Raw genomic sequence first — 26,000 nt, 5'->3', positions numbered from 1 at the left:
CGGCCGGGCGCTGCCACGGCCGGTCCCGCCTGCGGTCGGGTCAAGGGGTGCCATGGTCCGGCTTCGCCGCCGCCAGGACCGGGTGACGGGCGGTTTCCCGTGCGGCGTTCCGCGCGCGGGTGACCGTGATGCGGGACAACAGCACGGACAGTGCCGTGATGGCGGCCCACAACGGTCCCATGAGCAGGTGGAGCACCCCCAGCCAGGCGACTTCGCCCCAGCGGTAGAGCGCCACCTGAGCGGCCAGGCTCACCAGGCTGACGAGCCCGATCACCACCGTCGTCACCGCGTAGAAGCGGTGCAGCGCCCGGTGCGAGCGCCACTCGGGCGGGCCGCCCACGATCCTGTTGGCGATCAGCCCGGCCAGCGGGCGGCCGGCCGCCACGGACAGCAGGCAAGCCGCCGTCGCGGCGGCCGGGATCACCATCGGGAGCAGGAAGAACCCCCGGGCCTGCCCGGTCCAGGCGGCCACCGCGGCGCACGCCGTCGCCAGCAGGGCTCCGACGACCGCGTACCGGACCTGCTGCCGGGCGCGCAGCCGCCAGGCGAGGACGACCACGGCGGTCACCGCCGCGGCGACGGACGCGGACAGCAGGCCGCCGACCGCGTTCGCCGCCAGGAACACCAACGTGGGCGCCCCCGTCGCAGCCGCGGCGACGACCCGGGACGTGGCGCGTGATGCCGCCATCACGCGGGCTCGGCGGCGGCGTCGCTGCGGCGTCGACCGGTGACCTTCGAGGACGGCAGGCGGCCGGCCTTGGAGGTGCCGGTGAGCGTGTCGCCGTCGATGGTGACGGCGAAGGTCAGGTTGAGGCGCATCGGGCGGGTGACGGACTGCTTCCACGTCAGCTGGTCGCCGTCGAGGGCGATGTCCTTCAGCGGCAGTTCCTCGCCCACGCCGCGGGCGGTGCCGACCAACCGCCCGTCCTGTCTGCGCAGTTCGACGACGGGCCGCATCCGTCCGACGGGTGTGGCGATGGTGAGGTCCCAGGTGCCTTCGATGTCGGTGGTCATGAAGTGGCGCTTTCTCGCTCGTGACGTTTGGGGGCGGTGCGGGACGCTCAGAAGCCGGTGGGCTCGGGCCCGTCGGGGCGCCAGGTGACGCCGCGGCGCTCGTGGGCGAACATCACCTCCACGGCGTGGGCGATCCGCGGCCCCACCTCGCGCTCCAGCAGGTACAGGCCGAGGTCGAGGCCGGAGGTGACCCCGGCGGCGGTGACCAGGTCGCCGTCGTCGACGACGCGCGCGCGGACCACGTGGACGCCGGTCGCGTCGAGCAGGTCCAGGCCCAGGTGGTGGGTGGTGGCGTGGCGGCCTTCGATGAGGCCGGCCATGGCCAGGACGAGCGAACCGCCGCAGACCGTCGCCATGGTGATCCGCTCGTTGTCCATGGCGGCCTTGAGCAGCACCGGCAACTCGGTGTCCAGGGTGCGGGCCATCCGGACCGGGATCGTGTCGTCCCCCGTCCCGTCGTCCTCTCCGTCCACGGCGCCCTCGGGGTCGCCGACGCGACCGGAGGCTCCGGGGATGAGGACGACACCGGGACGACCGGGGTCGAGAGCACCGGTGGCGCGCAACGCCAGCCCGCCGGTGCCGCTGACCACCTCCCGCGGCCCCTCCGCGCTGACCAGCTCCACACCGACCGCACCCCCGGATGCGGTACCCCCGGCGTGGAAGACCTCGAACGGCGCGATGGAGTCGAGTGGGTCGAACCCGTCGAACAACACGATCTGGACGTGCATGTGAGTGTCTTTCGTTGGACCCCGAGCCGGCGGTCACCGGCTTCTCCTCGATGCTAGGAGCCGCTGCGCGCGGCGCGGATGGGCTCGAACGACACATCCCGACGGGATCCCGCCACGCGCCGGTGATCCAAGTGCGCTTCGTGGTTCGCCGTGGCAGGCTCCGCGCATGCCGATCGTCGCCGTCTCCCCCGAAGTGTCCATCGCCTACGAGACCTTCGGCGACCCCGGGGACCCCGCCGTCCTGCTCGTGACGGGTTTCGGGACGCAGATGACCGCCTGGCACGAGGACTTCCGCCGGGCGCCGGCGGATCGCGGCCGGTACGTGGTCCGGTACGACAACCGCGACTGCGGGCTGTCCACCAGGTTCGACGACCACCCCGTGGACATGGGTGAGTTCATCGCCGCCGTGAGTTCGGCAGACATCACTACCGCCGCCGCGCTAGTCCCCTACCGGCTGCTCGACATGGTCGTCGACGGATCGGGCCTGCTCACCGCGCTGGGTGTGGCACGGGCCCTCGTGGTCGGTGCCTCGATGGGCGCGATGATCGCTCAGACGATGGCCATCTCCTCCCCCGAGCGGGTGCTGACCCTGACGTCGATGATGTCCTCGACCGGCGAGAGCGAGTACGGCCGGCCCACCCCGGAGGCCCGATCGGTGCTGTTCGCCCCGAAGCCCGCGGACCGCGAGGGGTACGTCATGGCGGCGGAGCGGGAGCTGGTGTGGGCCTCCAGGCGATACGGTGACGCCGCGGTGTTGCGCGAGTCGGCCGCCGCCGCCTACGACCGCGCCTACTACCCCGCAGGGGCCGGACGACGGCTCGGCGCGATGATCCTCAGCGGTTCACGCGCGGACGCGCTGCGTGAGCTTCGGGTGCCGACGCTGGTGATCCACGGGCTGGACGACACCCTGATCGACCCCAGCGGCGGCAAGCGCACCGCCGGTCTGGTACCCGGTGCCGAACTGCTGCTCGTCCCCGACATGGGCCACGACCGCCCGCGCGAACCCTGGCCCGTCCTCATCGACGCCGTGGTGGCCCACACCGGCTGAACGGGGCACGCCACGGCGCCGGGCGTCCGCACGTCCGGGCCAACCCCTCGGTCGGCCGTCCAGGTGGTCGTCGTCGCCCGCCGGGCGGTCGGCGGGCCCGGGGCCGGGGCGGGGTGCGAGGGTGGGGCGGGGGGTGGGACGGGAGGACGCCGGATGCGGGATGCCGAGGTCGTCGTGGTGGGGACCGGGGCGGCGGGGCTGTGTCTGGCGTACCGGCTCACGGATCCGGCGCTCGCCCGTCGGGTCGGGGTGTTGCTGGTCGGTGCGCCGCCGGGGGAGCTGAGGCCGGCCGACCGGACGTGGTGTTACTGGGAGGAGGGCGGGGGTGACTTCGACGGGGCGCTGACCGCGGTGTGGGACCGGTTGCGGGTGCGGGGGGCGGACGGCGGGGCGCCGGTGACCGTACGGCCTGGTCCGTTGCGGTACAAGATGTTGCGGTCGCCGGACCTGGAGCGGCTGGTGGCGGGCCGGCTGGCCGCCGCGCCGGGCGCGCGGCGGGTGACGGCGGTGGTGGAGGAGGTCCGGGACGACGGGGGCGGCGTGCTGGTGCGTGGCCGGACGGGCGACGGGGAGGCGGTGGTATGGCGGGCCCGGTGGGCGTTCGACTCCCGGCCGCCGAAGACGTTGCCGCCCGCGCGCACCACGCTGGTGCAGCATTTCCAGGGGTGGTTCGTGCGCTCGTCCCGTGCTGTCTTCGACCCGGACACGGCAGAGTTGATGGACTTCCGTACCCGCCAGCCGCGGCACGGGCTCTCCTTCGGGTACGTCCTGCCGCTCGGGCCGTGCGAGGCGTTGGTGGAGTACACCGAGTTCTCGGCGGCGCCGCTCGACGCGGAGGGGTACCACGACGCCCTCGACCACTATCTGCACCGGGTGCTCGGCACGGGGCCGGTGGAGGTGACGGCGACGGAGCGGGGTGCCATCCCCATGACGGACGGGCGTTTCCCGCGCCGGGCCGGGGCGTCGGTCTTCCGTATCGGCACCGCGGGCGGCGCCACCCGGCCCGCGACCGGGTACACCTTCGCGGCCGTGCAGCGGCAGAGCCGGGCGGTGGCCGCCGCGTTGGCCGCCGGGCGCGTTCCGGTGCCGCCGCCGCCGTATCCGCGCCGGGCGCTGGCCATGGACGCGGTGCTGCTGCGTGCCCTGGACACCGGCCGCGTGGACGGGCCGGCGTTGCTGACCGGGTTGTTCCGGCGGGTACCCGCGCCGCGTCTGCTGCGTTTCCTGGACGGGCGTACCCGGCTCGCCGAGGACATCGCGGTCGGGCTGCGCACCCCCGTACCGCCGATGCTGCGTACCGCGGTGGAACTCCCGTTGCTGCGTCGCCGGCCGCCCGCGCCGTACGGTCCGTGCCGGGGCCGGACGTGACCGGGCCGGCGCACCACCGCCCCGGCCGGGACCGGCGGATCGAGACCGTCCTCCCCGCGGCCGGACGCCCGCGGCCGGCCGAGGTCCGCACCGTGGCCGTGGTCGGTGGCGGCATCGCCGGGCTCGCGGCGGCCACCGCGCTGGCCGAACGCGGCGTACGGGTCATCCTCCACGAGGCGCGGCCGGTGCTGGGCGGGCGGCTGGCCGGCTGGCCGACCACGCTCGCGGACGGCACCACGGTGACGATGAGCCGCGGCTTCCATGCCTTCTTCCGGCAGTACTACAACCTGCGGGGACTGCTGCGCCGGGTCGATCCGGAGCTGCGATGCCTCACCCCGCTGCCCGACTACCCGCTGCGCCACGCCGACGGCATCCGGGACGGCTTCGCCCGCGTTCCGCGCACCCCGCCGTGGAGCGCGCTGGGTTTCGTGGCCCGCAGCCCCGCGTTCCGCCGGGGTGATCTGCTGCGGATGAACCCGGTGGCGGCGCTGGACCTGGTGGACGTGCGCGTGCCGCGGATCTACCGGCGGCTGGACGCGGTCAGCGCCACCGCGTTCCTGGACGCGATCGGCTTCCCCGCCGCGGCGAGGCATCTCGCGTTCGAGGTGTTCTCGCGCAGTTTCTTCTGCGATCCGGGTGAACTCTCCGCCGCCGAGATGGCGTTGATGTTCCACATCTACTTCCTCGGGTCGGCCGAGGGGCTGCTGTTCGACGTGGTCCGCGAACCGTTCCCCGTCGCGTTGTGGGAGCCGTTGGCGGCCCGACTGGCCGGGATGGGCGCCGAGTTGCGCGTCTCGTCGCCGGTGGACGAGGTGGTGCCGTGCGGGCGGGGCGCGGTGGAGGTGCGGTGCCGTGGTGAGCGGCGGCGGTACGACGGGGTCGTGCTGGCGCTCGACACGGCGGGGTTGCGGCGGTTGGCCGGCGGGTCGCCCGGGCTCGGTACGGCGGAGTGGCGGGCGCGGATCGCCGCGCTGCGTACCGCGCCGCCGTTCCTGGTCAGCCGGTTGTGGCTGGACCGCCCGCCGGGGCCGGACGCGCCCGGTTTCCTCGGCACCAGCGGATTCGGCCGGCTGGACAACGTCAGCGTGCTCGACCGCTGGGAGGGCGAAGCGGCGCGCTGGGCGGCGGCCCACGGCGGCTCGGTGGTCGAACTGCACGCCTACGCGGTGCCGCCGGACGCCGACCGCGACCTCGAACAGCGGCGTCTCGTCGCCGAGTTGCACCGCGTCCACCCCCACACCCGGCGGGCCCGGATCGTCGACGCCCGGCACGAGTGGCACGACGACTGCCCGCTCTTCCCGGTCGGCGGGTACGAGGCGCGGCCCACCGTCCGCACCCCGCACCCGGCCGTCGTCCTCGCCGGCGACCTGGTCCGCGCCGATCTGCCCGTCGCCCTGATGGAACGCGCCGCCACCACCGGTTTCCTCGCCGCCAACACGCTGCTGGAACGCTGGGGGGTGCGCGGACACACCCTGTGGACGGTGCCGCGCCGGGGCCGCACGGCCGCGCTGCGTGCCCTGCACCGGCTCGCGGACCACCGGCGCGGACTTCGCGGCTGACGGCACGGCGGCTCAGCCGCGCCCCCCACCACGCAGCGCCCAACGGCGTTCCGCGTACGCCAGGTCGTCCCGCCACAACCGGCCCGCCGCCGCCCGTACCAGCGGGCGCACCAGCGGCGCCACGGAGCGCACCGCGGCGAACCCGGGCCGCTCGGAGACCGCGACCACCGCCTCCACGACCGCCGTGCGGGGCCGCCCGGACGCGTCCCGGCCCAGCGGCGTGGCATGCGTCTCCACCACGGAGCCGCGCCCCTCCCCGTCGGCGACGCGCATCACGACGGTACGCGGCCCGGGCGCCGTGAACTCCGCCCGCACCGGCACCACCAGGCGTCCCGCCACCTTGAACGACACCTGGGCCACGACGCGTTCCGGCCCCGCCTCGGTGACCGTGAGATCGACGAAGGTGTGCGGGTGGAACCACGCGCCGTGCCACGGATCGAGGCGGTTGGCGACGACGTCCCGGGGTTCGCAGGTGCCGGTGGTGTCGTACACGGCGGTCAGCGCGGTGCCGGCGGCCGGACGGGGCGGGAGCACGGGGCGGTCCAGCGGGGGCTCGCCGCCGGCCCGGTCCAGCCGTACCCACACCAGCACGCCGTCGTCGTGGGCGGGGTACGGCGACCATCCCGGGCGGGCGGTGCCGTCCAGCGCCAGCCCGTGCCAGTGGCAGACCAGGGTGCCGTGGCAGATCCGCGCGTCCTTCAGCGGCGCCCCCAGATGCGGGCAGGCACCTGGTCCGGCGGCGATCCGGCCGTCGCCGTCCCGCCACGCCACCACCTCGACGCCCGCCACCGTACGGCCCAACGGGCGCCGGGCGGTGACGCGTTGGGAGGCGGCGAGCACGAACCAGTTGCCCGTGGGGCGTGCCTCGGCGCGGGCGAGCGCCTCGGCGATCAGCGCGGGGTCGGCCTCCCGCCAGGTGGGCCGCGTGCGCTCCCACGGCACGGCACGCCGCCGTACGGTCAGCGGCACGCGGGGGCGGGACGGGCGGCGTCCGGTCACCGCGGGCCCCGTTTCCGGCAGGCGGCCCGGGCGGCGGCGACCCGGCCGAGCCCGTCCACCGCGACGGCGGCGCGGACCCGGCGCGGTACGGCGCAACGGCGTTGGAGCACCGGGTAGCCCTCCCGTTCGACGGCGGTGACGATGCCACCGTAGAGCACGCAGGCGGCGCGGATGCAGGGCCGGGCGACGGGGTCGAGCATGGCGATGCCGGGGAGGGCGAGCCGGTAGTGGGCGCGGGTGAGGGCGGCGAAGTCGGCCAGCGCGGCGGTGATCCGGTGGTCGGCGCGTCCGGTGGTCCGGCTCCACGCCAGCCGTTCGCGGTCCACGCCGTGCGCGGCGAGCAGGTCGGCGGGGAGGTACACCCGGCCGCGGTCGAGGTCTTCGCCGACGTCCCGCAGGAAGTTGGTGAGTTGGAAGGCGACGCCCAGCGCGGCGGCGTGCGGCTCGGCCTGGTCGCGGGGGACCACGTGGCCGAGCACCGGCAGCATCTGGAGGCCGATGACGGCGGCCGAACCGTGCATGTAGCCGCGCAGTTCCCGGAAGGTGGCGTAGCCGGTGACGCGCAGGTCGGCCCGCATGGCGGCCATGAAGTCCAGGAAGTGGCGGTGGTCGATGCGGTAGTTGGCCGCGGTGTGGGCCAGGGCGCGGACCACCGGCTGGTCGCTGTGGCCGGTGCGCAGGCCGTCGGCGAGGTGGGCGGCGAGTGCGGTCAGCCGGGTGGCCCGGTGTGGGTGGCCGGCCGCCGGGGAGGGGCCGTCCACGATGTCGTCGGCCCAGCGGGCGAAGCCGTACAGCGCGTGGACCGCGGGGCGGCGGGCGGGTGGCAGCAGCCGGGTGGCGAGGAAGTAGGTCCTGCCGTGCGCCGCGTTGAGGGCACGGCACCGTCGGTAGGCCGCGCGCAGTCGGGGGTCGTGGATGCCCGCCGCGTCGAGTTCCCGGTCGCTCATCGCACCGCGTCCTGGGGGGACGGTGCCGGTGGCGTGGTGGTCACGGCCCGGCGGCGTGCCGTGGTGACGCGTCGTCCCGTGATGCGTTCGGCGGCGAGCTTGCCGGAGATCAGCACCATGGGCACGCCGACCCCGGGTGTGGTGCCGCTGCCGGCCAGCACGACGTTGTCGGCGCCGCGGACGAGGTTGGCGGGGCGGAACGGACCGGTCTGGGGGAAGGTGTGGGCGAGTGAGAACGGCGTTCCGGCGCGGTGTCCGAGCGCCGTCCAGTCGGCCGGGGTGACCATGACCTCCTCCTCGATCGCGGCGCCGAGTCCGGACAGCCCCCGGCGTTCCAGTTCGCGGATCAGACCGTCGCGGTAGCGCGGCGCCAGCGTGTGCCACGCGGCCGGTCCCGGGCCGACGGCGGTGTTGGGACAGGGCGCCAGGATGTAGTGCAGATGGCGGCCGGATGGTGCGAGAGCGGGGTCGTGCGTGGTGGGCCGGGTCACCAGCAGCGACGGGTCGCTCATCACGGTGCCAGTGCGGGTCAGTTCCTCGAAGGTGCGGTGCCAGGCGGCGCCGAAGGAGAGGGTGTGGTGGGCCAGTTCGGGCCACGTCCGGTCGGTGCCGGCGTGCAGCACGACGGCGGACGGTGAGTGGCGCAGCGGCAGCGGACGCCGTGGGGCGCGTCCCAGCAACGCGTAGGCGGCGGCCGGTTCGCAGGCGAGCACCACCGCGTCGCACGGAACGCGGTCGTGGTCGGTGACGACGGCGGTCACCCGGCCGGCCCGCCACTCCAGGCGTGTCACCCGCTCGCGGTAGCGCAGTTCGGCGCCGTGGTCGCGGGCGGCGTCGGCCAGCGCGCGGGGCACCGCGTGCATGCCGCCACGCGGGAAGTACACCCCGGCCACGGTGTCCATGTAGGCGATCACGGCGTACGCGGCCAGCGCCCGGGCCGGCGGCACCCCGGCGTAGAGCGCCTGGAAGGAGAAGACCCGGCGCAGCCGCTCGTCGCCGACGAACCGCGCGATCCGGGCCTCCAGCCGGCCGAACCCGCCCAGCGCCGCCAGCCGCGCCAGATCGGGGTGGAGCAACTGCGCCGGGGAGTCGAAGTTGCGGTCGATGAAGCGGCCCATCTGCACCCGGTGGAGGCGTTCGAGCCAGCGCCGCAGCTCCCGGTACCCGGCGGCGTCGCGCGGCCCGGCGAAGTCACGGACCGCGTCCTCCATCGCGTCGGCGCGGGTGTGCACGTCGAGGACGCCGCCGTCGGCGAAGCGCGCGCGGTAGGCGGGGTGGAGTTCGGTCAGTTCCAGCCGGGCGGACAACGCGTCGCCGACCGCGGCGAACGCCTCGTCCAGCAGGTGCGGCATGGTCAGAACGGTCGGGCCGGTGTCGATGTGGTATCCGCCGCGTTCCACCCGTCCGGCGCAGCCGCCCGGTCCGGCGGCCCGTTCCACCACGGTCACCCGGCGCCCGGCGCCCAGCAGGTGGAGCGCCGCCGCCAGCCCGGCGAGACCGGCGCCGACCACCACCACGTCCCCGGTGGGCCCCGCCACCGTGCGCGGCCCGGTCACCGCTCCCCCGGCGCGGAACGGCGCGGCGCGCGGCGCCGGGGCGTCCGGCGCACCGGACGCCACCGTCCCGTGCGGGGCCCGTACCGAGTCATGCCTTCCCTTGTGCCCCGCCGGGCCCGGCCGGTACCGGTGGGGCGGGCGAACGGGTGACGTGCGGACGACGCCGTTCACGGGGTTCCCCCGGCCGGTCGTCACCGGCGCCGAACGCCGGTCACGGAGGGTGACGAGTGCCCGCACGGCACGGCGGGGTGGCTCCGGCGTACCGTCCCGTCGCCGGCAGTCGTAACCTGGACCGAGGGGCACGTCACGCCCCCGTCCGGATGTGTTCGCCGAGCGTGCGAGGAGGTGAACGGGATGAGTCCCTGCACCAGTCCCGGCTCCCATTCCGTCGCACCTGGGGCACCCGGCACGCATCGCGTCGTCTGACGGACCGCCTCGCCGGTATGGCCTCGGGTGCCGATCCGGTGGAGGTGTGTCATGACGTTCATCACCGCACTGCCCGTCCCCCCGGTGGCGCGTCGCCTGCTGCCGCTGGCCCGGCCGGTGCTCCTCGCCGTGGCGGACGCCTACGGGGTGGGGCTGCCGGTGCGCGCCGTGGGTCTGGGGTTGACGATCGCCCGCGTGGCGGCCGGTGCCGGGCCGACGGCGGATCCGCCCGGGCGCGGGGGCGGAACGTGATCCGGCTCACCGGGCGCGTCAAGAGTTCGCCAGGAAGTCACCTCGCCGCCCGCGTGGGGGTCTACACTCGTGGGGGTTTGAAGAGGCACCTCGTTCGGTGAGGCGTCTGCACGGACACCGGCCACTGACCCCACGACGTCGAGAGACGCCCAGGGTCAGGATAGGTCTCCCCGGCCCAAGGGGTGACCCCAAGTGGCTTCCCCGGTACGGGGATCACGCCGTGGAGTGCCAAAGCTCTGACGAGTTGGGGTGAGCCGGTCGCGTCGGCGCGGAACCGGCCGCTCCTTGCCGAGTCGATGACGACGCGCGTGGTCGCGTCCCGGCCGGAAGGAGGCGGAAGAGATGGATTACGGTAGTAGTCCGAGCCATCATCGGCCCCTTCCCCGCGTGTCCTCGCGTTCTTCCGGCACGCGATAACCACCCTTTCCCGCGCGGCCTTCCCGCCGCGCTGTTGTGAACCCGCACGGCTCCCACGCCGTCGCGGGCCGCCGTCCTGCGTGACGGCCGCCCCTGCCGAGCGAGCCCTCCCGGCGTCCCGGGACGGACTGCGCCGAAACACGTCTCCTGGAGGCCGTAACCCCATGATCGCCGCACTCGACCACGTCCAGCTCGCCGCGCCGCCCGCGAGCGAGGATCTGCTGCGGAGCTTCTACATCGGCGCGCTGGGGCTGCGTGAGATCCCCAAGCCGCCGGTCCTCGCGGCGCGGGGCGGCTGCTGGTTCGGGACCGCGGACGGCGGCGTCCAGCTCCACCTGGGCATCGAGGACCCGTTCCGCCCCGCCGCGAAGGCCCATCCGGGGCTGCGGGTGCGGGACATCGACGCCCTCGCCGAACGGCTCGCGGCGCACGGCGCCCCGGTGGTGTGGGACGACAACCTGCCCGGTCACCGCCGCTTCTACAGCACGGACCCGGTCGGCAACCGGCTGGAGTTCCTCGAACCCCTCGTCTGACAAGCCCTGTTGACCCGAGCGGTCCCGTCGAAGGAGGTGCCCTGTGCAGGCTGTGCACGGTCTGAGCACTGCCGATTTCCTCGTCCGGCTCGCCACCGGTGTGGCGTGCGGAGCGCTGATCGGCGTCGAGCGACAGTGGCGGGCCCGGATGGCGGGCCTGCGCACCAACGCCCTGGTGGCGACGGGCGCCACGTTGTTCGTCCTGTACAGCGTGGCGGCCGGTGACGCGGGCAGTCCCACGCGGGTCGCCTCGTACGTCGTCTCCGGCATCGGCTTCCTCGGTGGCGGGGTGATCCTGCGGGACGGAGCCGGGGTACGCGGGCTCAACACGGCCGCGACGCTGTGGTGTTCGGCCGCCGTGGGCGTACTGGCCGCCTCCGGCAGGCTTGAGCTGGCGGCTCTCGGCACGCTGGCGGTCCTCCTCGTCCACCTGCTGCTCCGCCCGGCGGGGCGCCTGCTCGACCGGGCTCCGGCGGCCGGCTCCGACCCCGACGCCACCACGCGCGCCACCGTCCACCTGGTGTGCGACCGCGGCGAGGAGACCCACATCCGCGCGCTGCTGCTCCAGGCGCTGGCGGCTTCCGGGCTGACCCCCTCCGCCCTGCGGGCCCGCCGGGACCACGAGGGTGACGCCATCGTTGTGCTCGCCACCGTCGCGGTCAACGGCGATCTCGCCCAGGCGCTGGAGCCGGTCATCGCCCGCCTCTCCCTCGAACCGGGCGTGCGGGACCTGCACTGGCACCTCACCGAGGAAGCCGACGCCCCCGAGCCCGCGCTGGCCTGACCCGTCGTCCCGCCGGCCGCTGTCCGCGGCGGCCGAACCTCCGTAGGGGCCGATCGTCAGTGACGGCCGATTGTCAGTGGGGCCCCGCAGAATGTGCTCCACACCCGGCCCTCGGCGGGGCCGCCCGACACCTTACGGAGAGTCATGTCCCTTCCGCTCCTGCCCCCGACCGCGCCAGGCGAGGCACTGCTGGTCGGCACCTCCTACGAGAACGGCACAGCGCGGTGGGGGGCGTTGCCGAACGAGATCGGGGGCCGCCGGGAAGGCGGCGTGATCACCCTCGGGGACGGCGGGGTACGGCTCCGCCTGGTCGAGGATCCCGCATGGGACTTCATACACGGCGGCCACATACCCGCGCTCGTCCCCGATGGTGACCACGTGCCGCCGGTGGCCGTCCTGGCGGACATCCCGGTGGTGCACGGCGGGGACGGGCCGCTGCTCGTGGACCTGGCCGGGATACCCGGGCGCGGCGCGCGGGTCCCGTCCGAGCGGCTCGGCGAGATCCTCTCCGCCGTGCTGGGCGGTGAGTTGGCCTTCGACGACCTGGTCCGCGGCATGGACGCGCGCGGCATGTACCAGGGTGACTACGGCCGGCCCGCCTTCCCCACCCCGACGTCGCCCGTGCGCCCGTCCTTCCCGTCCCTGCCCTCGACCGACGGGACCCTCCTGGTACGGACCTCCTTCGACGACGAGGAGGGCTGGCGCGCCCTGCTGGACGAACTCGGCGGGACGGATGAGGACGGCTGGGTCGGCACGGACCTGGACTTCGACGAGATCGACGTGGAGCACTACCCGTTGACGGCGCTGGTCGTCGACGACCGTGCCTTCGAGGGCCTGCTGCCGGCCCAGGTCCCCGCGCTCGTCCCGCCGGACGAGCACACCACGCTCGTCGCGCTCGCCGACGCCAGGACCTTCACCGAGCCCGGCCGCCCGCTGACCGCCGTGGACCTCTACGACACCCCGGGCCACTGCGCCGTCCTCCCCTGCCGCGACATCGGCTCGATGGCCTGCAACCTGGAGATCGCCAACATGGACTTCCAGGACTTCGTCGCCCAGGAGGGCGTTCGGCCGTGGTGGGAGGGGTGATTGTCGGGGGGGTAGCCCAGGTGCGCCGCGCCCGCCTGCGCCGATCCGGCGCTACCTGGGCGGAACAGTGGCGGGGCTCCGGCCCGGGCGGGGCCGACGGCGTTTCACACCTCGGCGGCCCGGGCGAGCAGGGACCGGCCGATGAGGAGGCAGGTGGCGACCGAGACGGCGGTCAGCCCGAGCAGCCAGGGCCAGGCGCCGGCGAAGCCGAGCAGCGCCGCGTCACGCAGGCAGCGGATGCCGTAGGTGACCGGGTCGGCCCACGACAGCCAGCGCAGCGGCGGCGACATCAGGGCGGCCGGGTAGAACGACGGGCTGGCGAAGAGGAGCACCGGGGCGAGGATGTTGATGGTGACGGTGAACCGCTGGAAGTCGCTGAACCGGCTGGCCAGCAGCAGGTAGAGGCCGTTGAACGCCACCGAGGTGACGACGATCGCGCACAGCAGGGCCAGCCAGTGCGTCGCGGGCCAGCCCAGGCCGAAGACGGCCTCGGCGACCGCGAGCGCGGCGAGGCTCTGCAGGAGCACCAGGGCGGTGCCGGCGATCAGCTTGCCGGCGACATAACTGCCGCGGCGCAGGCGGTAGGACCACAGCTCGACGTCCATGCGTCCCATGCGTTCCTGGAACAGGGAGGTGCCCGCGGTGGTGGCGGCGGCCAGCATCGAGGAGATCAGGACGGCGGGCACCGAGAACTCCGGGTAGCCGACGGCGCGGTGGGCGTAGGAGACCGTACCCACCAGGTGGGAGAGGGAGGTGGCGAAGAGCAGCAGGTAGACGGCGCTGGGGATGACGGCCAGCAGGAGGTTGGTGCGGTTGCGGGTGAGCAGGCGGTATTCGCGGTGCAGGGTGGCGACCAGGTCCGGCGGCGGGAAGCGGCGGGCCGGGAGGGCGGCGTCGGTCCAGGAGAATCCGGTGCTCATGCGCTGTCTCCCACCAGTTCCATGAAGGCGTCCTCCAGCGAGGCCGCCCGGTATTCGACTGAGGACACCTGGATGCCGGCCCGTCGCGCCTGGTCGAGCAGCTTGGGGAGGCGTTCGCGGACTCCGGTGCCGGCGACGTGCACGCTCCGCGCGTCGACGGTGGTGGTCAGGCCGGGCTCGACCAGCGCCGCCGCGAGGCCGCCGAGGTCGCTCGCCGCGGCGGGGCGGACGAGCGCGGTGGGCCGGCCGAAGTCGTCGGCGAGCTGGCGGGGCGTTCCGGACCGGACGAGGCGGCCGTGGTCGAGGATGAGGATCCGGCCGCAGTTGCGTTCCAGCTCCTCCACGTAGTGGCTGGTCCACAACACGGTGGCCGCGTGGTCGCGGCGCATCCGCTCGATGTGCTGCCACAGCCGGCGGCGGCCGGAGACGTCGAGTCCGGCGGACGGTTCGTCGAGGAGCAGCAGGCGCGGGCCGCCCATCAGGGCGCGGACGAGTTGCAGGCGTCGCATCTCGCCGCCGGAGAGGGTGAAGACCAGCTGGGTGAGGGGTTTTTCGATGCCGAACTCCTCCAGCATGGCGAGGACGTGGCGTTCGACCGCCTTCCAGCGCAGCCGTTTGAAGGCGGCGGCGATCCGCAGGTTGTCCAGGACCGGAAGCATCATGTCGAACGTGGCGGACTGGTGGACGACGCCGATCTGGGCCTTGGCGGCGCCGTCCGCCTCGTGGAACCCCCGGCCGAAGATCCTGACGTGTCCGGCGTCCGGGGTGGTGATGCCGCAGACGAGTTTGGTCAGGGTGGACTTGCCCGCTCCGTTGGGCCCGAGCAGGCCGACCACCGAGCCGGTGGCGATGGTGAAGGAGAGGTGGTCGACCGCGTTGGCGTCCATGCCGGCGTAGCGTTTGACGAGGTCTGCCGCCTCGATCGCCGGTGTGCCGTCGATGGTGGTTCCCCTTTCAGGTCAGCGTCTTCTCCGGCGGTGTCGCGGCGGGCCGGGCCGGTGGGGTCGGGGTGTGGTCGGTCAGCAGGCCGCGTCGGGCGAGGTCGAGCACGAAGTCACGGACGTCCGAGCCGACGAGGCGGGCCTGTTCGGGGCTGCCGTCGGTGTGGCGGTCGACCATGGTGGCGACCACGTCGTCCACTTCCCGGCCGTCCGCGACGAGGGTCCAGATCTCGGCAGCCGTGCTGTTCATGGTCTGGAATTCCTGGGTGTCGCAGTCGTAGAGGCGGACCTCGTCGACGCCCGGGGTCCAGATGACGTTGTCGCTGATCCCGTACCGCATGGTGCCTCTTTCTTCACGGAGGTCGTCGGGAACGGCCGGCGCGTGGGTCATACGAGGGGCAGCAGGGTGCGTCCTTGGGTGCGCCAGTCTTCGTGGACGGGGTGGACGCTGTCGTCCCGGACCAGGCGCGGAGTGCACAGTTCGTCCTGGTGGGCGCTGAGTTCGGGGCCGGTGACGCCGAGGGACCGCCAGTAGTTGGAGACCATCTGGTGGCGCAGGATCCGGCACAGGTGGCGTCCGTTGCGGTGGATGTCGCCGCTTTCGGCCATGTGGTAGGCGCGGCAGCCGCCGCCGCAGCCGCCCCGGATGTAGCAGCGGCGGCAGTCCTGGAGGTTGTCGCCGCTGAACACGTTGTTGCCGCGCATGTCGGCGAGCGCGGGGTCGGCGAAGATCTCGGTGAGGGGTTTGTGCCGGATGTTGCCCGCGCGGTGGGCGGGTTCGGTGACGAGTTTGCACGGGTAGACGGTGCCGAGGGAGTTGACGTAGATCTCGTTGCCGCCCATCCCGCAGTTGCCTTTGACGACGCAGGGCTTCTCCGGCCGTGGGCCGTCCGGCAGCAGTGTGGCCGCCGCGGGGTTGGTCCAGTAGAACTGCTGGGCCTTCTGGTAGTCGCGCCAGCCGAAGTCGTAGTCGTCGGTCTTCGCCCGGCCGAGTTCGGAGTGGTACATCAGCCGCACCGTGCGGATCCGGTAGCCGGAGGTGAACTCGCACAGTTCGGTGAGGGCGTTGGCGCTGTCCGGGGTGAGCACGTGGTTGATGACGGGGACGACGCCGGCCTCGTTGAGCAGGCGCAGCCCCCGGGCGGTCTTGGCGAAGGTGCCTCGGCCGCGGGTCCTCTCGTGGAGTTCGGCGGTGCCGCCGTCGATGCTGACGGTGACCAGGTCGAAGATGTCGGCGATGCGGCGGGCCGTCTCGGGGGTGCGGATGAGTGTCCCGTTGGTGATCATGTTGACGGTGAGGCCGAGGTCGCGGGCGTGCGCGGCCACCGTCAGCAGGTCGCGTCGCATCATCGGTTCGCCGCCGGTGAAGATGATGGTCTTCGCCTTCATCGCGGCCACCTGGTCGACGAGGCCGAGCGATTCCTCGTGCGTCAGCTCGCCCGGCAGTGCCTTCTCGGAGGAGGCGTAGCAGTACGGGCAGCGCAGGTTGCAGCCGTCGGTGATGGCGTAGTAGACGAGTTTGAGCGGCGGGTCGGGTTCACGCATGACGGGACGCCGACCGGGCAGGTAGACCAGCCAGTTGAGGACGAGTTTCGCCAGGGTGCGTTCCAGCGCGAGGTCTTCGCCCACCGGGCCGGTGCCCCGTACGAGGTCGCGCAGCACCGCGGTCTCGGCGACCGTGAGTTCGCACCAGGAGGACACCTCGGGGTTGGCGACCAGCCGGCGTTCGCCGTAGGTGAAGTAGACCAGGTCCTCGGGGGCCAGCAGGTCGGACCACTGCTCCAACAGCTTCATGGACCACCTTCAGTGAGTGGGAGAAGGCCGGTGCCGGGCGGACGGGAACGGTCCCGCCCGCCCGGCACCGTGGAACCCGGCCCACGACCCCGGGCGGGCACCCGTGGCCGGGGCGGCGGCGTTCAGCTACCGGCGCCCCCTCCCCCGCCGCTGCCGCAGCCACAACTGCAGGCGGGCGGAAGCATCTGGGGCTCGGCCGAGGTGATGTCCGGCTTGATCCAGGAACTGACCATGGTGATCCCTCCTCTCGGTGACTGGAGAAGACGAGCACGCGATCTCACGGACAACTCAGTTGGATGGAATCCTTCGAGCGATTCATCTGAGCTGGCGTGGGCGTCAGCATGTCGCAGGGCTGACGTGGTGTCAACGGTTGTGCCACGCGCTGTTCCAGGGCACCGGCAGCCCGTTTGATCAGGGACGTCGGAAGAGGTCACACGGGTGTCGCCTCACCGGCGCCGCGCCACCGCCGGCAGCGGCCGGGCGGAGCCGGACGCCACGCTGTGGGCACGGCGCCACGGCGTCGGGTCCGCACCCAACGCCCGCACGATGTCCGACAACAGCTCGACGTCCATGCGGCGCCGTCCCGCCCGGAAGCAGTCGTAGACGGTGACCCGGCCCGGGGTGCGCTCCTCCGCCGGCACACCCCGGGCGGCCCGGGCCGCGCTGACGCGTCGGGCGATCGTGGTGTACGAGGGGTTGCCGGCCTCCTGCCTCAGCAGGGCCAGGCACTCGGCCACCACGTCGAGGGTGCGGGCGCCGTCGAGTCGCGACACCGCGGCGGAACGGGGTTCGTCCGCCCGGCACGCGCACGACACCACCGCAGTCACCTGTGACGTGACCACACCCCACCCCTTCGCCACCGCGACCGGAACATCAGTGTCAGCTCGTAGTGTCGTGACCCGGACGACGATCGTCAACCCAGATGAATGCAACAACCATCCTCGTCCACGCCAGCTCACGCGCCGCCGTTCGGGATCGTTCGGAATCCTCCCGCCGCCACCGCCGCCTTCGCCAGCATGACCGCGCACGCTTCGCCAACTGACCACCGGCAGAAGGGACATGACCATGAGGCGCATACGGAAGACGCTCTCGGCCCTGGCGATCGCGGTCGGCCTGGGGCTCCCCCTGTGCTCCGCGCCCGCCCAGGCGGACCCGATCAACCCCCAGCCCTACGCCTACGGCTTCCTCGCCGCCCTCTACAAGCCGCCGTCCAACAACGGGACCTACTTCTGCATGGACGAGTACCGGCAGATCAACGGCCACGGCCGACCGGTCGTGCTCAAGCCGTGCGACGGCTCCTGGAACCAGTTCTGGTTCGTCGACCAGAGCGGCCTGATCCACAGCACCAACGACGGCCAGTGCCTGTGGGGCCACGTCGCCAGCGGACCGTCCGACGGCCCGGACGTCATCGCCGAGCCGTGCAACGCCGGCGACGCGCACCAGCGGTGGACGTTCGACAGCAACCGCAGCGTGTGCAACGCCGCCGGCGCCTGCCTCCACTCCACCGGCATGAACGGCCCGCGGGGCTCGTACCACCTCATGACCGTGAGCCACACCGGATCCGCCGGCCTCCTGGAGCAGTTCGACTGGCACCACTCCGACAGCAGCACCCCCATCAACCCCAACCTGTGACGGCTGGGGCCTGACCACCACCGGCGGCGGCGAGCGCACCACGGGGGCGCTCGCCGTCCGGCGCCGACCGGGGACATCCGGCATCTGGAGACCACCCCGGTCAGCAGCTATCGTTACCCGCCGGGGGATCCGTCGTTCATCCAGGCTCGACCCCGCGTGAACGCAAGGGAGGTGTGACGTGGTGGAGTCGGCCCGCAAGGGCGAGCCGGCCGAGCCGGCCGGGCTCGCCGCCAAGATCGAGGCGCTGTTCCAGACGGTGCGCCGGCCCGACCGTGAGCAGTACAGCAACGAGGAGGTGGCCACCGCCTGCCGTGCGGCGACGGGCGAGTCCTTCTCCACGACGTACCTGTGGCAGCTGCGCACCGGTCGCCGCGACAACCCCACCAAGCGCCATCTGGAAGCGCTCGCGCAGTTCTTCCAGGTCCCGCCCGCGTACTTCTTCGACGAGCAGGAGGGCGCGGAGATCGCCAGGGAGCTGGCGCTGCTCGGCGCGCTGCGTGACGCCGGGGTACGCAGCCTGGCCCTGCGAGCCGTCAACCTCTCGCCCGAGGGGCTGGACACGGTGAGCGAGCTGATCGACGTGATCGCACGCCGCGACGCGGCCCGCGCCACCAGGCCGGCGTCGTCCTGACCGGGTACGGGGTTCGTTGAGTGAGGTGGGGCAGCGGTGCGTCGAGACGGCTACCAGGCCACGGTACGGCGATGTAGACGGATGGCGGAACGGCTCGAACTGCCGGAGCCGTTCGACGCCGGGGAGTTACTGGCCCGCATCGGCCGCCAACGCGGCCGGGACATCGAGCTGGTGCCGGTGGCCTCCCGCCCCCACCTCCCCTGCGGCCTGCTGCTGTCCACCGGCGGCGCCGACTACGTCCTCTACGCCGCCGACACCACCCCGCTGCACCGCGAACACATCCTCGTCCACGAGGCCGCCCACCTGCTCTTCGACCACGCGGGCTCCGCGCCGCTGACCCCGGTCGCCTCCCAGGCCATCCTCCCGCACCTGCCCACCGACCTGGTACGACGGGTACTCGGCCGCACCGGCTACGACGAGCCGCAGGAGCGGGAGGCCGAACTGCTGGCCTCGCTGATCATGAGCCGGGTGGCGCGAGCCGGCACCACGTCACCACGCCCCGCGCGCCCGTTGAGCATCGATGTCTTCTTCGCTCCGCCGCCGGACCAGGACGACCGTGACTGACACCGTCCTCTACCTCATCGCCGCGGTCTTCCTGCTGAGCGCCTGCCACCTGCTCCGGGCCCGCTGGGAGGGCCTGTCGGCGGCCACCCGGTACGGCTCCGTCGCGGCGGCGGCGCTGGGCGCCAAACTGATCGTGCTCGATCCGCTGACCGTCGCCACCGCCTCGCGCGCGGGGCTCGTCCCGCTGCCGGTGCTGATGGGCGCCGCACTGTACGTGAGCGCGGCCTGCGCGTTCCGGCTGCTCGCCCTGGCGCTGCGCACCGCCGAGCCGCCACGACGTGCCGTCCGCCGCGAACTCGCCCTGGCGGCGGGGGCGTTGCTGACCTCGCTCGGGTTCCAGTTCCTCGCCGCGCCGCACCTGGCCGGCAGCGATCTGGTCTCCAGCCCGTCGCACCGCTGGTACCTCGTCGCCTACGACGCGACCATCACGCTGTACCTCGGTTACTGCCTGTCGGCGCTGGTCCGCCCGCTGGCCCGTCGTGCCCGCCTGGCCGGGCCGGGGCTGCTGCGTACCGCGCTGCGGTTGTTCGTCCTCGGGACGCTGGCCGGTCTGGTGTGGAACGCCTGGACGGTCGACGACATGATCCGGGCGGCGACGACCAGCGCGCAGGACGGCGGGGACGACACGTTGTCGGCGGTGCTCGGGGCGTTGTGCGTCGGGCTGATCGCGGCCGGGGCGAGCACGACGCTGTGGACACCGGTCTCCAGCACGGTGCGCGGCTGGCTCCGGGCGCGTCGCCGCTATCGGGCGCTCACCCCGCTGTGGGCCGAACTGCACGCCGTGCTGCCGGAGATCACGCTGGTCCGGCCGGGCGGACACCTCTGGCCGTCCCATGTGCACTTCGCGCTCTACCGGCGGGTCATCGAGATCCAGGACGCCCGGATGATCCTCCGGCACTACGCGGACCCGCGCACCCCCGACTGGCTCGCCGAAGCGACCCGCCGCTTCCCCCCGCCCGAGGAGCACGCCTCGGTCGTCGCCGAGGCCGCCTCCCTGGTCGGCGCCCTCGAACGCGCCGCCGTCGGCGCCCTCCCCACCGCCCGCGGTACCGACACCCCGGCCCCCCACGAACCGCACCACCCCCTCGACGCCGAAGCCGACTGGCTCGCCGGGCTCGGCGCCGCCTTCGCCACCTCCCCCGCCGTCGCCCACGTCCGAACCACGGCCCGCGCGCAGCGGGCGTCGGCGGTGAGCGGGTGACGGCGGGGGAGGTGGCCAGGGGCCCGCGTCAGGCGGGGCGCCGGCTCAGACGTGCCGGTGGTATGCCTTGTTGGCGATGCGCCATTTGTCGTCGACGCGCACCAGCAGGAAGACGTCGGTGAAGGTGTCCGGCCCGTGGTGGAGGGTCATGGTCGCGGTGGCGACGGTGCCGTGGACGTCGAGGGAGTCGATGCGGCGGGTGCGGGCCGCTTCGTCGGGGGCGGGGTGGCCGGAGAAGAGGGCGCAGTAGTCGTCCAGGCGCCAGGAGACGAAGGCACCGTCGCGGACGCCCTCGATGTGGGCGGTGGGCCAGAAGGCGTCGCGGAAGTGTCCGGGGTCGCCCGTGGCGTGGCCTCGGATGTAGGCGCGCAGGGGTTCCAGTACGGTGTCCGGCGGGGCGGGGACCGTGGCGGCGACGGCGATGTCGGCTTCCGGATCGTCGGCGGGGGCGGCGGCGTTCCGCGTCGGGACGTGTGACGCGCCGGCCAGCAGCTCCATGTCCTTGGCGAGCGCGCCGATCGTGAACTCGGCTGGGGGCAAAGCGTGTTGACCGTCGAGGAAGGCCCGCTTGCGGGAGACGAACGCGCCGAGCGGGCCGAGTTCGAGGACGTCGAGCACCTCGGCGCGGGGCAGGCCCAGGGCGTCGGCTTGACGCAACGCGTCACGCAGGGCGAGGACGGTGCCGGTGAGCGAGTTGTTGGCGATCAGCTTGAGCGCGGCGGCGGTGGCGGCGTCGCCGACGCGGCGCACGGCACCGAGTGCTTCGAGGACCGGTTCGACCCGGCCGAACGTGTCGTGGTCGGCGGCGGCGAGGATCCGCAGGGCCCCGGCGGCGGCAGCGGGAACGGAGCCGAGGACGGGCGCGTGGACGTAGCACGGGCCCAGCTCCCGGGCCAGCCGCGCCGCCTCGGCCGGGGCGATGGTGCTGGTGTTCAGCACGACCGTGTCGGTCCGCAACGAGTCGCGGACGGCGTCGGTGACCTGCCGGCAAGCCGGCCCGTCGAACAGCGCCAGGATCACGACGTCGGCCTTGGCCACGGCGTCGTTGGGGTCGCCGGCCGTCCCGACGGCACCCGATGTGTGTCGTCCCGAACGCGTCCAGCCGACGACGTCCCAGTCCTGAGCGGCGAGCCGGGCCGCGATCGCGCCGCCCATGCGGCCCAGACCGAGCACGGCGATCGTGTGCGATGTGGTCATGCCCGCACAGTCGCGCACGGCGGGCGGTTGCGACAAGCGCAGATGTCGCAGGGGTGCCCTGCGGAGCACGCATACCCGCCGGGCATACTGCCGCCATGGACCTGACTGTCTGGCGGACCTTCGTGACCGTCTGCCGCCTCGGATCGCTGTCCGCGGCAGCCGCCGAACTCCATCACACGCAGTCGGCGGTCTCCCGGCAGATCGCCGGGCTGGAGCGACGGCTCGGCGTGCCGCTGGTGCGACGCCACGCGCGCGGCATACGGCCGACCCCGGCCGGTGAGGTGTTCCAGCGCCACGCCCTGGCCACGCTCAGGGAGGCCGACCGCGCGGTGCGCGCCGTACGGGACGTGCGCGACGGTGCGTTCGTCCGTCCGCTGGCCGTCGGCGCGACGCCGTCCCTGGCCGCCGGGGTCGTCCCGCAGGCGATCCGCGGCCTGCTGGAGCAGGCGGGACCCGTCCGGTGGAATCTGCTGCCCGGCCTCAGCGGCCGACTGCACGACCAGGTGATCGCCGGCAACCTCGATGTCGCCGTCGTCACGGACGCGCCACCAGGGGTACCCCATGACCAGCGGGTCGAGCGACGGTTCCTGGCGTTGGACGAGATGGTCGTCGTGCTGCCTATCGGCCACCCCCGGGCGGGAGAGGACCCGGTACGCATCGAGGCGCTGGCCGACGAGGTCTGGGTCGAGGACAACGACGGCTCGGCGGCGCTGCTGCGCCAGCACGCCGCCCGCGCGGGGGTCGACGTCCGCATCGACCTGACCGCGGCCGACCTCCACGGCAAGCTGGCCCTGGTCGCGACGGGCCACGCCATCGCGCTGGTGCCCGGGATGCTGCGGTGCGCGCTGCGGGCCGATGTGACCACGGTGTCCCTGGTCGATGCCCCGACCCGCGGCATCCACGTCCTCACCCCACACCGCGACCCGCACCCCTCCGCGGGCGTCCTGCTCGATCAGTTGGCGGCGGCCTGCGGTACGGAAGGCCGCGTACGCGGCGGGTGAGGCCGGCTCCCGGCCGCGTCCGCGAAGAGCCGTCCGCTACGGCACCGTGGCGAGGAAGTCCAGCACGAGCGGGCTCGCGACGGACCGGAACTCCTCGAAGTAGGCGTGGCGTGCTCCGGGGATCAGGTGCAGCCGGGCGCCGGGGATGCGGTGCGCGAGCAGGAGCGCGTTGGCGGTGGGGTTGAGCAGGTCGTCGCTTCCGTGCAGGACGAGAGTGGGTGCCGTGATGCCGGGCAGGAGGTCCCACGTGTCGTGCCGGTCGCTGGCGGCGAGGTGGCGGCGGCGCGCGTGGGCGGGCATGCCCGGGTCGCCGAGCGTGTGGTACGGGCCGGGACGGGTCGCCAGCCAGTCGGGGGTGTACATCAGCTCCAACAGGGCCCGCCGCGCCTGCGGTTGCGGTCGCGCCAGCGACTTGCGGACGTCGTCGCCGCGTTCGACGCCGTGCGGGCCGCCGGGCGACGTGCAGCCGAGTACCAGCGCGCCCACCCGGTCCGGATGGCGCGCCGCCAACTGCTGGGCCACCCGTCCGCCCATGGACGTACCGTACACATCGGCCCGGTCCACACCGAGTGCGTCCAGCACGGCGATCACATCCCGCGCGAACACCTCGGTGCTGTAAGGCGTGTCGGGCTTGTCGCTCTCCCCCGTACCCCGGTAGTCCAGCGCGACGGTCCTGCGCACACCGTGGAAGTCGTCACGTACCCCGTCCCACCAGCGATGACTGTTCGCCTGCCCCGCCAGCAGCACCAGCGTCGACGCCCCGTCACCCTGGACGTCGTACGCGATCCGCACCCCGTCGTGCGTCGTGGTGTACTCCATCGGTCCCCCCGTTGTCCTCGCACGGCGAGGGTACAGCGCGCCGGGCCGTCGGTGCGGGGTTGTCACGGTGCCCCTCACGCCGGACCGACGACTTTCCTCCGCATGTGCCCGTACACCACCGACGTCCGCACATCCGCCAGCTCCGGGCGTTTCGTCAGCTTGTCGAGGACGACCGCGTGCAGGTGGTCGGTGTCGCGGACGGCAACGTGGATGAGGAAGTCGTCGTTGCCGGTGAGGACGAAGACGGAGATGACCTCGGGCATGCGTTCGAGGAAGCTTTGGAAGGCCTCGATCGCGGAGCGGGTCGGGGGACGGACGCGGACGGCGATGACGGCCTGGAGGCCGCGGCCTATGGCGGCGAGGTCGACGTCGGCGTGGAAGCCGGTGAGGATGCCGCGTTGGCGCAGGGATCGGATGCGTTCCAGGCAGGTGGACGGGGCGATGCCGAGGGCCTGGGCCATTTCGCGGTTGGTGCGCCGACCGTCTTCCTGGAGCATGCGCAGCAGCGCCGAATCTAGTTCGTCCATGGTCGCTCCATCTCGGTGGTTTCCGAAGGTAGTTCGGATCGTACACATGGCTTTCGACGACCCTGCTAGCGTCTGCCGCGCTCGGCCGACGTTCGTTCGGCCGGGTGGGGTTCGGCGGACGTGGAGAGGGGCGGATTTCGGATGCGGCAGCGGTGGCCCGGGGTGTGGGCGGTGTGCGCTGTGGTGGCGGCCGCGCTTTTCTGGAGCAGTTCGTACGCGGTGACCAAGAGGGTGCTGGACGACGTCGGGCCGTTGGGTATCGGTGCCGTCCGGTTCACCCTCGCCACCGGGCTGCTGGGTGTGATCGTGCGGTTGAAGCGGCGTCGCCCGGCCCGGCCGGACGCCCGTCAGCGGCGGCTGTTGCTGCTGAGCGGGCTCCTCGGCATCACCGTCTACTTCGTCTTGGAGAACATCGGCGTCGACCTGTCCACCGCGTCCGACGCGTCGTTGATCGTGGCCACGTACCCGCTGATGACGATGGTGCTCGAACTTGTCGTCTTCCGTGTCCGGATGCCCTTGCCGCGGGTGACGGGCGTGCTGATGGCGACCGTCGGTGCCTTCCTCGTGGTACGCAACGGCGCGCAGGAGGGCGGTGGTTCGCGCTGGCTTGGGGATGTCCTGCTGCTGCTCGGCGGGTTGGCGTGGGCCGGATACAACGTGCTCGGCAAGCGGGCGGGCGCCGGGCAGGACGCCGTGGGGGTCACGTACTACCAGACGCTGGCGGGCGCGGCCGGCTTTCTGCTCGCGTCGCCGCTGGAGGCCGGTAACTGGCGGGTGCCGGGGGCGACCGCCTCGGCGCTCCTGGTCTACCTGGCCGTTGCCTGCTCGGTCGGCGGCTTCCTGCTCTACAACTACGGGCTGCGCAGGATGGCGTCGAGCGTCGCGGTGAACATCCTCAACCTCGTCCCGGTCTTCGGTGTCATCGGTGCCGTGGCGATCAACGGTGAGTCCATCCGGCCGGCCCAGGCGGCGGGCGGTGCCGTCATCATCGCCGGGGTGGCCCTCGGCATGGTCGAACGCGGGCGGAAGACCACGACGGCGCCGGACGCACGCGACAGCGAACCTCCGAGGACGGCGACCACACGGACCGCCCGCACCTCCTGAACCAAAGGCCGCCTCACCCCACACCGTCCGGGCCGGCGACGGCCAGCAGGAGCCGTACGGCCGGGGAGGCGGTGTCCGGGTTGTGGGCCAGGCCGAGGGCGACGGTGGGGGTCGGCGCGGTCAGCCGGCGCAGCCGGACGCCGGGGATGCGGAACGTGCGGGCCCGGCCCTCCGGGATCGGTGCTATGCCGTACCCGGCGGCCACGGCCATCAACAGCTGTTCGTCGTCGGGTTCTTCGCGGACGATGCGGGGGCGATGGCCGGGCCACAGCTGTCCGGTGATGCGGTCGTGCATGCCGGGGCCGTTCTCCCGGGGCCACAGGACGACCGGTTCGTCACGGATGCGGCGCCGGCTGACCCTGGTACGGGTGGCGGCCAGCGGGTGGTCGGCGGGGACGGCCAGCAGCAGCTCCTCCTCGGCCAGGACGTGGCAGGCGAGTTCGGGGACGTCGAGCGGCGGCCGGACGAACGCGGCGTCCAGCCGCCCGGCGAGGAGTTCGGCGACGTTGTGCGCGGTCCAGCCGGTCTGCAGTCCCACCTCCACCTCGGGATGGCGGTCGCGGAACGCGAGGATCAGCGCGTCGGCCACACCACCGCGCGCGGACCGGGTGTACGCGATGCGCAGCCGTCCCTGGCGCCCCTGGACCGCGGCGGCGATCCGCGCGTCGGCCGCGGCCACCTGCTCCAGCACCCGGTGCGCCTCCGCGGCCACCACCGCGCCGACCGCGGTCAGCGCGCACCCCTTGCTGTCACGTTCCACCAGCCGGACGCCGAGCTGCCGTTCCAGGGCCTTGATCTGCTGGCTCAGCGCGGGCTGCGCGATGTGCAGCCGCCGAGCCGCGCGGGTGAAGCTCAACTCCTCGGCGAGACCGGCGAAATAGCGCATCCGACGCAGGTCCACCAGCAGATGATAAGCGCCGCTTATCGGCGGCGGCAGAACTCGTCTTGGACA

The 26,000-nt window shown here is 73.3% G+C and carries 28 protein-coding genes and 1 riboswitch; of the genes, 13 read left to right on the top strand and 15 right to left on the bottom strand.

Going from position 1 to position 26,000, the window contains the following annotated elements; translation table 11 throughout:
- Positions 1-40 precede the first annotated feature (40 nt).
- From SCATT_RS34470 to SCATT_RS34460, 3 genes are read right to left on the bottom strand one after another with little or no spacing between them, the layout of a single operon-like run.
- Complete coding sequence (locus tag SCATT_RS34470) at positions 41-688, bottom strand: DUF3159 domain-containing protein (protein ID WP_106433054.1); 648 nt, start codon at positions 686-688, stop codon at positions 41-43.
- Positions 688-1,014, bottom strand: coding sequence for a hypothetical protein (locus SCATT_RS34465; RefSeq protein WP_014150698.1), 327 nt, complete (start codon positions 1,012-1,014; stop codon positions 688-690). The genes SCATT_RS34470 and SCATT_RS34465 overlap by 1 nt, the downstream gene beginning before the upstream one ends.
- Before the next feature lie 47 nt (positions 1,015-1,061).
- Positions 1,062-1,742 (bottom strand): DJ-1/PfpI family protein, encoded by a 681-nt coding sequence (locus SCATT_RS34460; RefSeq protein WP_014150699.1) that lies wholly within the window; start codon positions 1,740-1,742, stop codon positions 1,062-1,064.
- 166 nt (positions 1,743-1,908) lie between these two features.
- On the opposite strand from SCATT_RS34460, the gene SCATT_RS34455 reads away from it, so the two are divergent.
- The 3 genes from SCATT_RS34455 (at position 1,909) to SCATT_RS34445 (ending at position 5,717) form a co-directional block, all read left to right on the top strand.
- A complete protein-coding gene (locus SCATT_RS34455; protein WP_014150700.1) occupies positions 1,909-2,790 on the top strand; it encodes an alpha/beta fold hydrolase in 882 nt (293 codons plus the stop codon).
- A 153-nt stretch (positions 2,791-2,943) separates the two neighbouring features.
- Positions 2,944-4,158 carry a lycopene cyclase family protein gene (locus SCATT_RS34450; RefSeq protein WP_014150701.1) on the top strand — a complete coding sequence of 405 codons (1,215 nt, stop codon included), beginning with the start codon at positions 2,944-2,946 and terminating at the stop codon, positions 4,156-4,158.
- Positions 4,155-5,717, top strand: coding sequence for an FAD-dependent oxidoreductase (locus tag SCATT_RS34445; protein ID WP_014150702.1), 1,563 nt, complete (start codon positions 4,155-4,157; stop codon positions 5,715-5,717). Before SCATT_RS34450 ends, SCATT_RS34445 begins: the two co-directional genes overlap by 4 nt.
- A 12-nt stretch (positions 5,718-5,729) precedes the next feature.
- Here SCATT_RS34445 and SCATT_RS34440 read toward each other — a convergent pair whose 3' ends face one another.
- The 3 genes from SCATT_RS34440 to crtI are packed head-to-tail and all read right to left on the bottom strand — an operon-like array spanning position 5,730 to position 9,201.
- A complete protein-coding gene (locus SCATT_RS34440) occupies positions 5,730-6,716 on the bottom strand; it encodes a DUF5914 domain-containing protein (RefSeq protein WP_014150703.1) in 987 nt (328 codons plus the stop codon).
- Complete coding sequence (locus SCATT_RS34435; protein WP_014150704.1) at positions 6,713-7,663, bottom strand: phytoene/squalene synthase family protein; 951 nt, start codon at positions 7,661-7,663, stop codon at positions 6,713-6,715. Before SCATT_RS34435 ends, SCATT_RS34440 begins: the two co-directional genes overlap by 4 nt.
- On the bottom strand, positions 7,660-9,201 hold the full coding sequence (crtI, locus tag SCATT_RS34430) for a phytoene desaturase family protein (RefSeq protein WP_041823839.1): 1,542 nt from the start codon (positions 9,199-9,201) through the stop codon (positions 7,660-7,662). The genes SCATT_RS34435 and crtI overlap by 4 nt, the downstream gene beginning before the upstream one ends.
- Before the next feature lie 495 nt (positions 9,202-9,696).
- On the opposite strand from crtI, the gene SCATT_RS34425 reads away from it, so the two are divergent.
- From SCATT_RS34425 to SCATT_RS34410, 4 genes are all read left to right on the top strand, one after another.
- Positions 9,697-9,897, top strand: coding sequence for a hypothetical protein (locus SCATT_RS34425; RefSeq protein WP_014150706.1), 201 nt, complete (start codon positions 9,697-9,699; stop codon positions 9,895-9,897).
- 82 nt (positions 9,898-9,979) lie between these two features.
- Positions 9,980-10,153, top strand: a riboswitch (M-box (ykoK) riboswitch).
- 325 nt (positions 10,154-10,478) lie between these two features.
- Entirely contained in the window at positions 10,479-10,847 is a 369-nt protein-coding gene (locus tag SCATT_RS34420; RefSeq protein ID WP_014150707.1) for a VOC family protein, read from the top strand.
- Positions 10,848-10,899: 52 nt separating this feature from the next.
- Positions 10,900-11,631 (top strand): MgtC/SapB family protein, encoded by a 732-nt coding sequence (locus tag SCATT_RS34415; RefSeq protein WP_041823555.1) that lies wholly within the window; start codon positions 10,900-10,902, stop codon positions 11,629-11,631.
- Between the two features lie 144 nt (positions 11,632-11,775).
- Positions 11,776-12,717 (top strand): DUF6924 domain-containing protein, encoded by a 942-nt coding sequence (locus SCATT_RS34410; protein WP_014150709.1) that lies wholly within the window; start codon positions 11,776-11,778, stop codon positions 12,715-12,717.
- Positions 12,718-12,821: 104 nt separating this feature from the next.
- On the opposite strand, the gene SCATT_RS34405 is transcribed toward SCATT_RS34410, so the two are convergent.
- From SCATT_RS34405 to SCATT_RS34385, 5 genes are all read right to left on the bottom strand, one after another.
- Positions 12,822-13,637: an ABC transporter permease gene (locus tag SCATT_RS34405; RefSeq protein WP_014150710.1), complete on the bottom strand. Its 816-nt coding sequence runs from the start codon at positions 13,635-13,637 to the stop codon at positions 12,822-12,824.
- Positions 13,634-14,524 (bottom strand): ABC transporter ATP-binding protein, encoded by an 891-nt coding sequence (locus SCATT_RS34400; RefSeq protein WP_014150711.1) that lies wholly within the window; start codon positions 14,522-14,524, stop codon positions 13,634-13,636. The genes SCATT_RS34405 and SCATT_RS34400 overlap by 4 nt, the downstream gene beginning before the upstream one ends.
- 67 nt (positions 14,525-14,591) lie before the next feature.
- Positions 14,592-14,918, bottom strand: a complete 327-nt coding sequence (locus SCATT_RS34395) for a PqqD family protein (protein ID WP_014150712.1) — start codon at positions 14,916-14,918, stop codon at positions 14,592-14,594.
- Positions 14,919-14,965: 47 nt separating this feature from the next.
- On the bottom strand, positions 14,966-16,372 hold the full coding sequence (gene stsB / locus SCATT_RS34390; RefSeq protein WP_014150713.1) for a StsB family radical SAM/SPASM domain sactipeptide maturase: 1,407 nt from the start codon (positions 16,370-16,372) through the stop codon (positions 14,966-14,968).
- A 446-nt stretch (positions 16,373-16,818) separates the two neighbouring features.
- Positions 16,819-17,214, bottom strand: coding sequence for a hypothetical protein (locus SCATT_RS34385; protein ID WP_157894775.1), 396 nt, complete (start codon positions 17,212-17,214; stop codon positions 16,819-16,821).
- Positions 17,215-17,437: 223 nt separating this feature from the next.
- Here SCATT_RS34385 and SCATT_RS34380 point away from each other — a divergent pair, with 223 nt between their 5' ends.
- The 4 genes from SCATT_RS34380 (at position 17,438) to SCATT_RS34365 (ending at position 20,400) form a co-directional block, all read left to right on the top strand.
- On the top strand, positions 17,438-18,004 hold the full coding sequence (locus SCATT_RS34380) for an RICIN domain-containing protein (protein ID WP_014150716.1): 567 nt from the start codon (positions 17,438-17,440) through the stop codon (positions 18,002-18,004).
- A gap of 178 nt (positions 18,005-18,182) precedes the next feature.
- The gene (locus SCATT_RS34375; RefSeq protein ID WP_014150717.1) at positions 18,183-18,635 is read left to right on the top strand and encodes a helix-turn-helix domain-containing protein; all 453 of its coding nucleotides are present in this window, start codon (positions 18,183-18,185) and stop codon (positions 18,633-18,635) included.
- An 81-nt stretch (positions 18,636-18,716) separates the two neighbouring features.
- The gene (locus tag SCATT_RS34370) at positions 18,717-19,199 is read left to right on the top strand and encodes a hypothetical protein (protein WP_014150718.1); all 483 of its coding nucleotides are present in this window, start codon (positions 18,717-18,719) and stop codon (positions 19,197-19,199) included.
- Positions 19,192-20,400 (top strand): MAB_1171c family putative transporter, encoded by a 1,209-nt coding sequence (locus SCATT_RS34365; RefSeq protein ID WP_014627086.1) that lies wholly within the window; start codon positions 19,192-19,194, stop codon positions 20,398-20,400. The genes SCATT_RS34370 and SCATT_RS34365 overlap by 8 nt, the downstream gene beginning before the upstream one ends.
- A gap of 45 nt (positions 20,401-20,445) precedes the next feature.
- Here SCATT_RS34365 and SCATT_RS34360 read toward each other — a convergent pair whose 3' ends face one another.
- Positions 20,446-21,597: a nuclear transport factor 2 family protein gene (locus SCATT_RS34360; protein WP_014150720.1), complete on the bottom strand. Its 1,152-nt coding sequence runs from the start codon at positions 21,595-21,597 to the stop codon at positions 20,446-20,448.
- A gap of 95 nt (positions 21,598-21,692) precedes the next feature.
- Between SCATT_RS34360 and SCATT_RS34355 the strand changes: the two genes are divergently transcribed.
- Positions 21,693-22,598 carry a LysR family transcriptional regulator gene (locus SCATT_RS34355; protein ID WP_014150721.1) on the top strand — a complete coding sequence of 302 codons (906 nt, stop codon included), beginning with the start codon at positions 21,693-21,695 and terminating at the stop codon, positions 22,596-22,598.
- Positions 22,599-22,634: 36 nt separating this feature from the next.
- Here SCATT_RS34355 and SCATT_RS34350 read toward each other — a convergent pair whose 3' ends face one another.
- Both SCATT_RS34350 and SCATT_RS34345 read right to left on the bottom strand, forming a co-directional pair.
- The gene (locus SCATT_RS34350; RefSeq protein ID WP_014150722.1) at positions 22,635-23,417 is read right to left on the bottom strand and encodes an alpha/beta fold hydrolase; all 783 of its coding nucleotides are present in this window, start codon (positions 23,415-23,417) and stop codon (positions 22,635-22,637) included.
- A 74-nt stretch (positions 23,418-23,491) separates the two neighbouring features.
- Positions 23,492-23,944 (bottom strand): Lrp/AsnC family transcriptional regulator, encoded by a 453-nt coding sequence (locus SCATT_RS34345; RefSeq protein WP_014150723.1) that lies wholly within the window; start codon positions 23,942-23,944, stop codon positions 23,492-23,494.
- Between the two features lie 141 nt (positions 23,945-24,085).
- On the opposite strand from SCATT_RS34345, the gene SCATT_RS34340 reads away from it, so the two are divergent.
- On the top strand, positions 24,086-25,048 hold the full coding sequence (locus tag SCATT_RS34340) for a DMT family transporter (protein ID WP_014150724.1): 963 nt from the start codon (positions 24,086-24,088) through the stop codon (positions 25,046-25,048).
- 13 nt (positions 25,049-25,061) lie between these two features.
- Here the strand turns inward: SCATT_RS34340 and SCATT_RS34335 are convergent, their stop codons facing one another.
- Positions 25,062-25,934, bottom strand: a complete 873-nt coding sequence (locus SCATT_RS34335; protein ID WP_014150725.1) for a LysR family transcriptional regulator — start codon at positions 25,932-25,934, stop codon at positions 25,062-25,064.
- Positions 25,935-26,000: the final 66 nt, after the last annotated feature.

The organism is Streptantibioticus cattleyicolor NRRL 8057 = DSM 46488 (assembly GCF_000240165.1).
GTDB classification, from domain to species: domain Bacteria; phylum Actinomycetota; class Actinomycetes; order Streptomycetales; family Streptomycetaceae; genus Streptantibioticus; species Streptantibioticus cattleyicolor.
The sequence above is the reverse complement of the archived record's forward strand: the minus strand, read 5'-3'. Positions and strand labels throughout refer to the sequence as shown.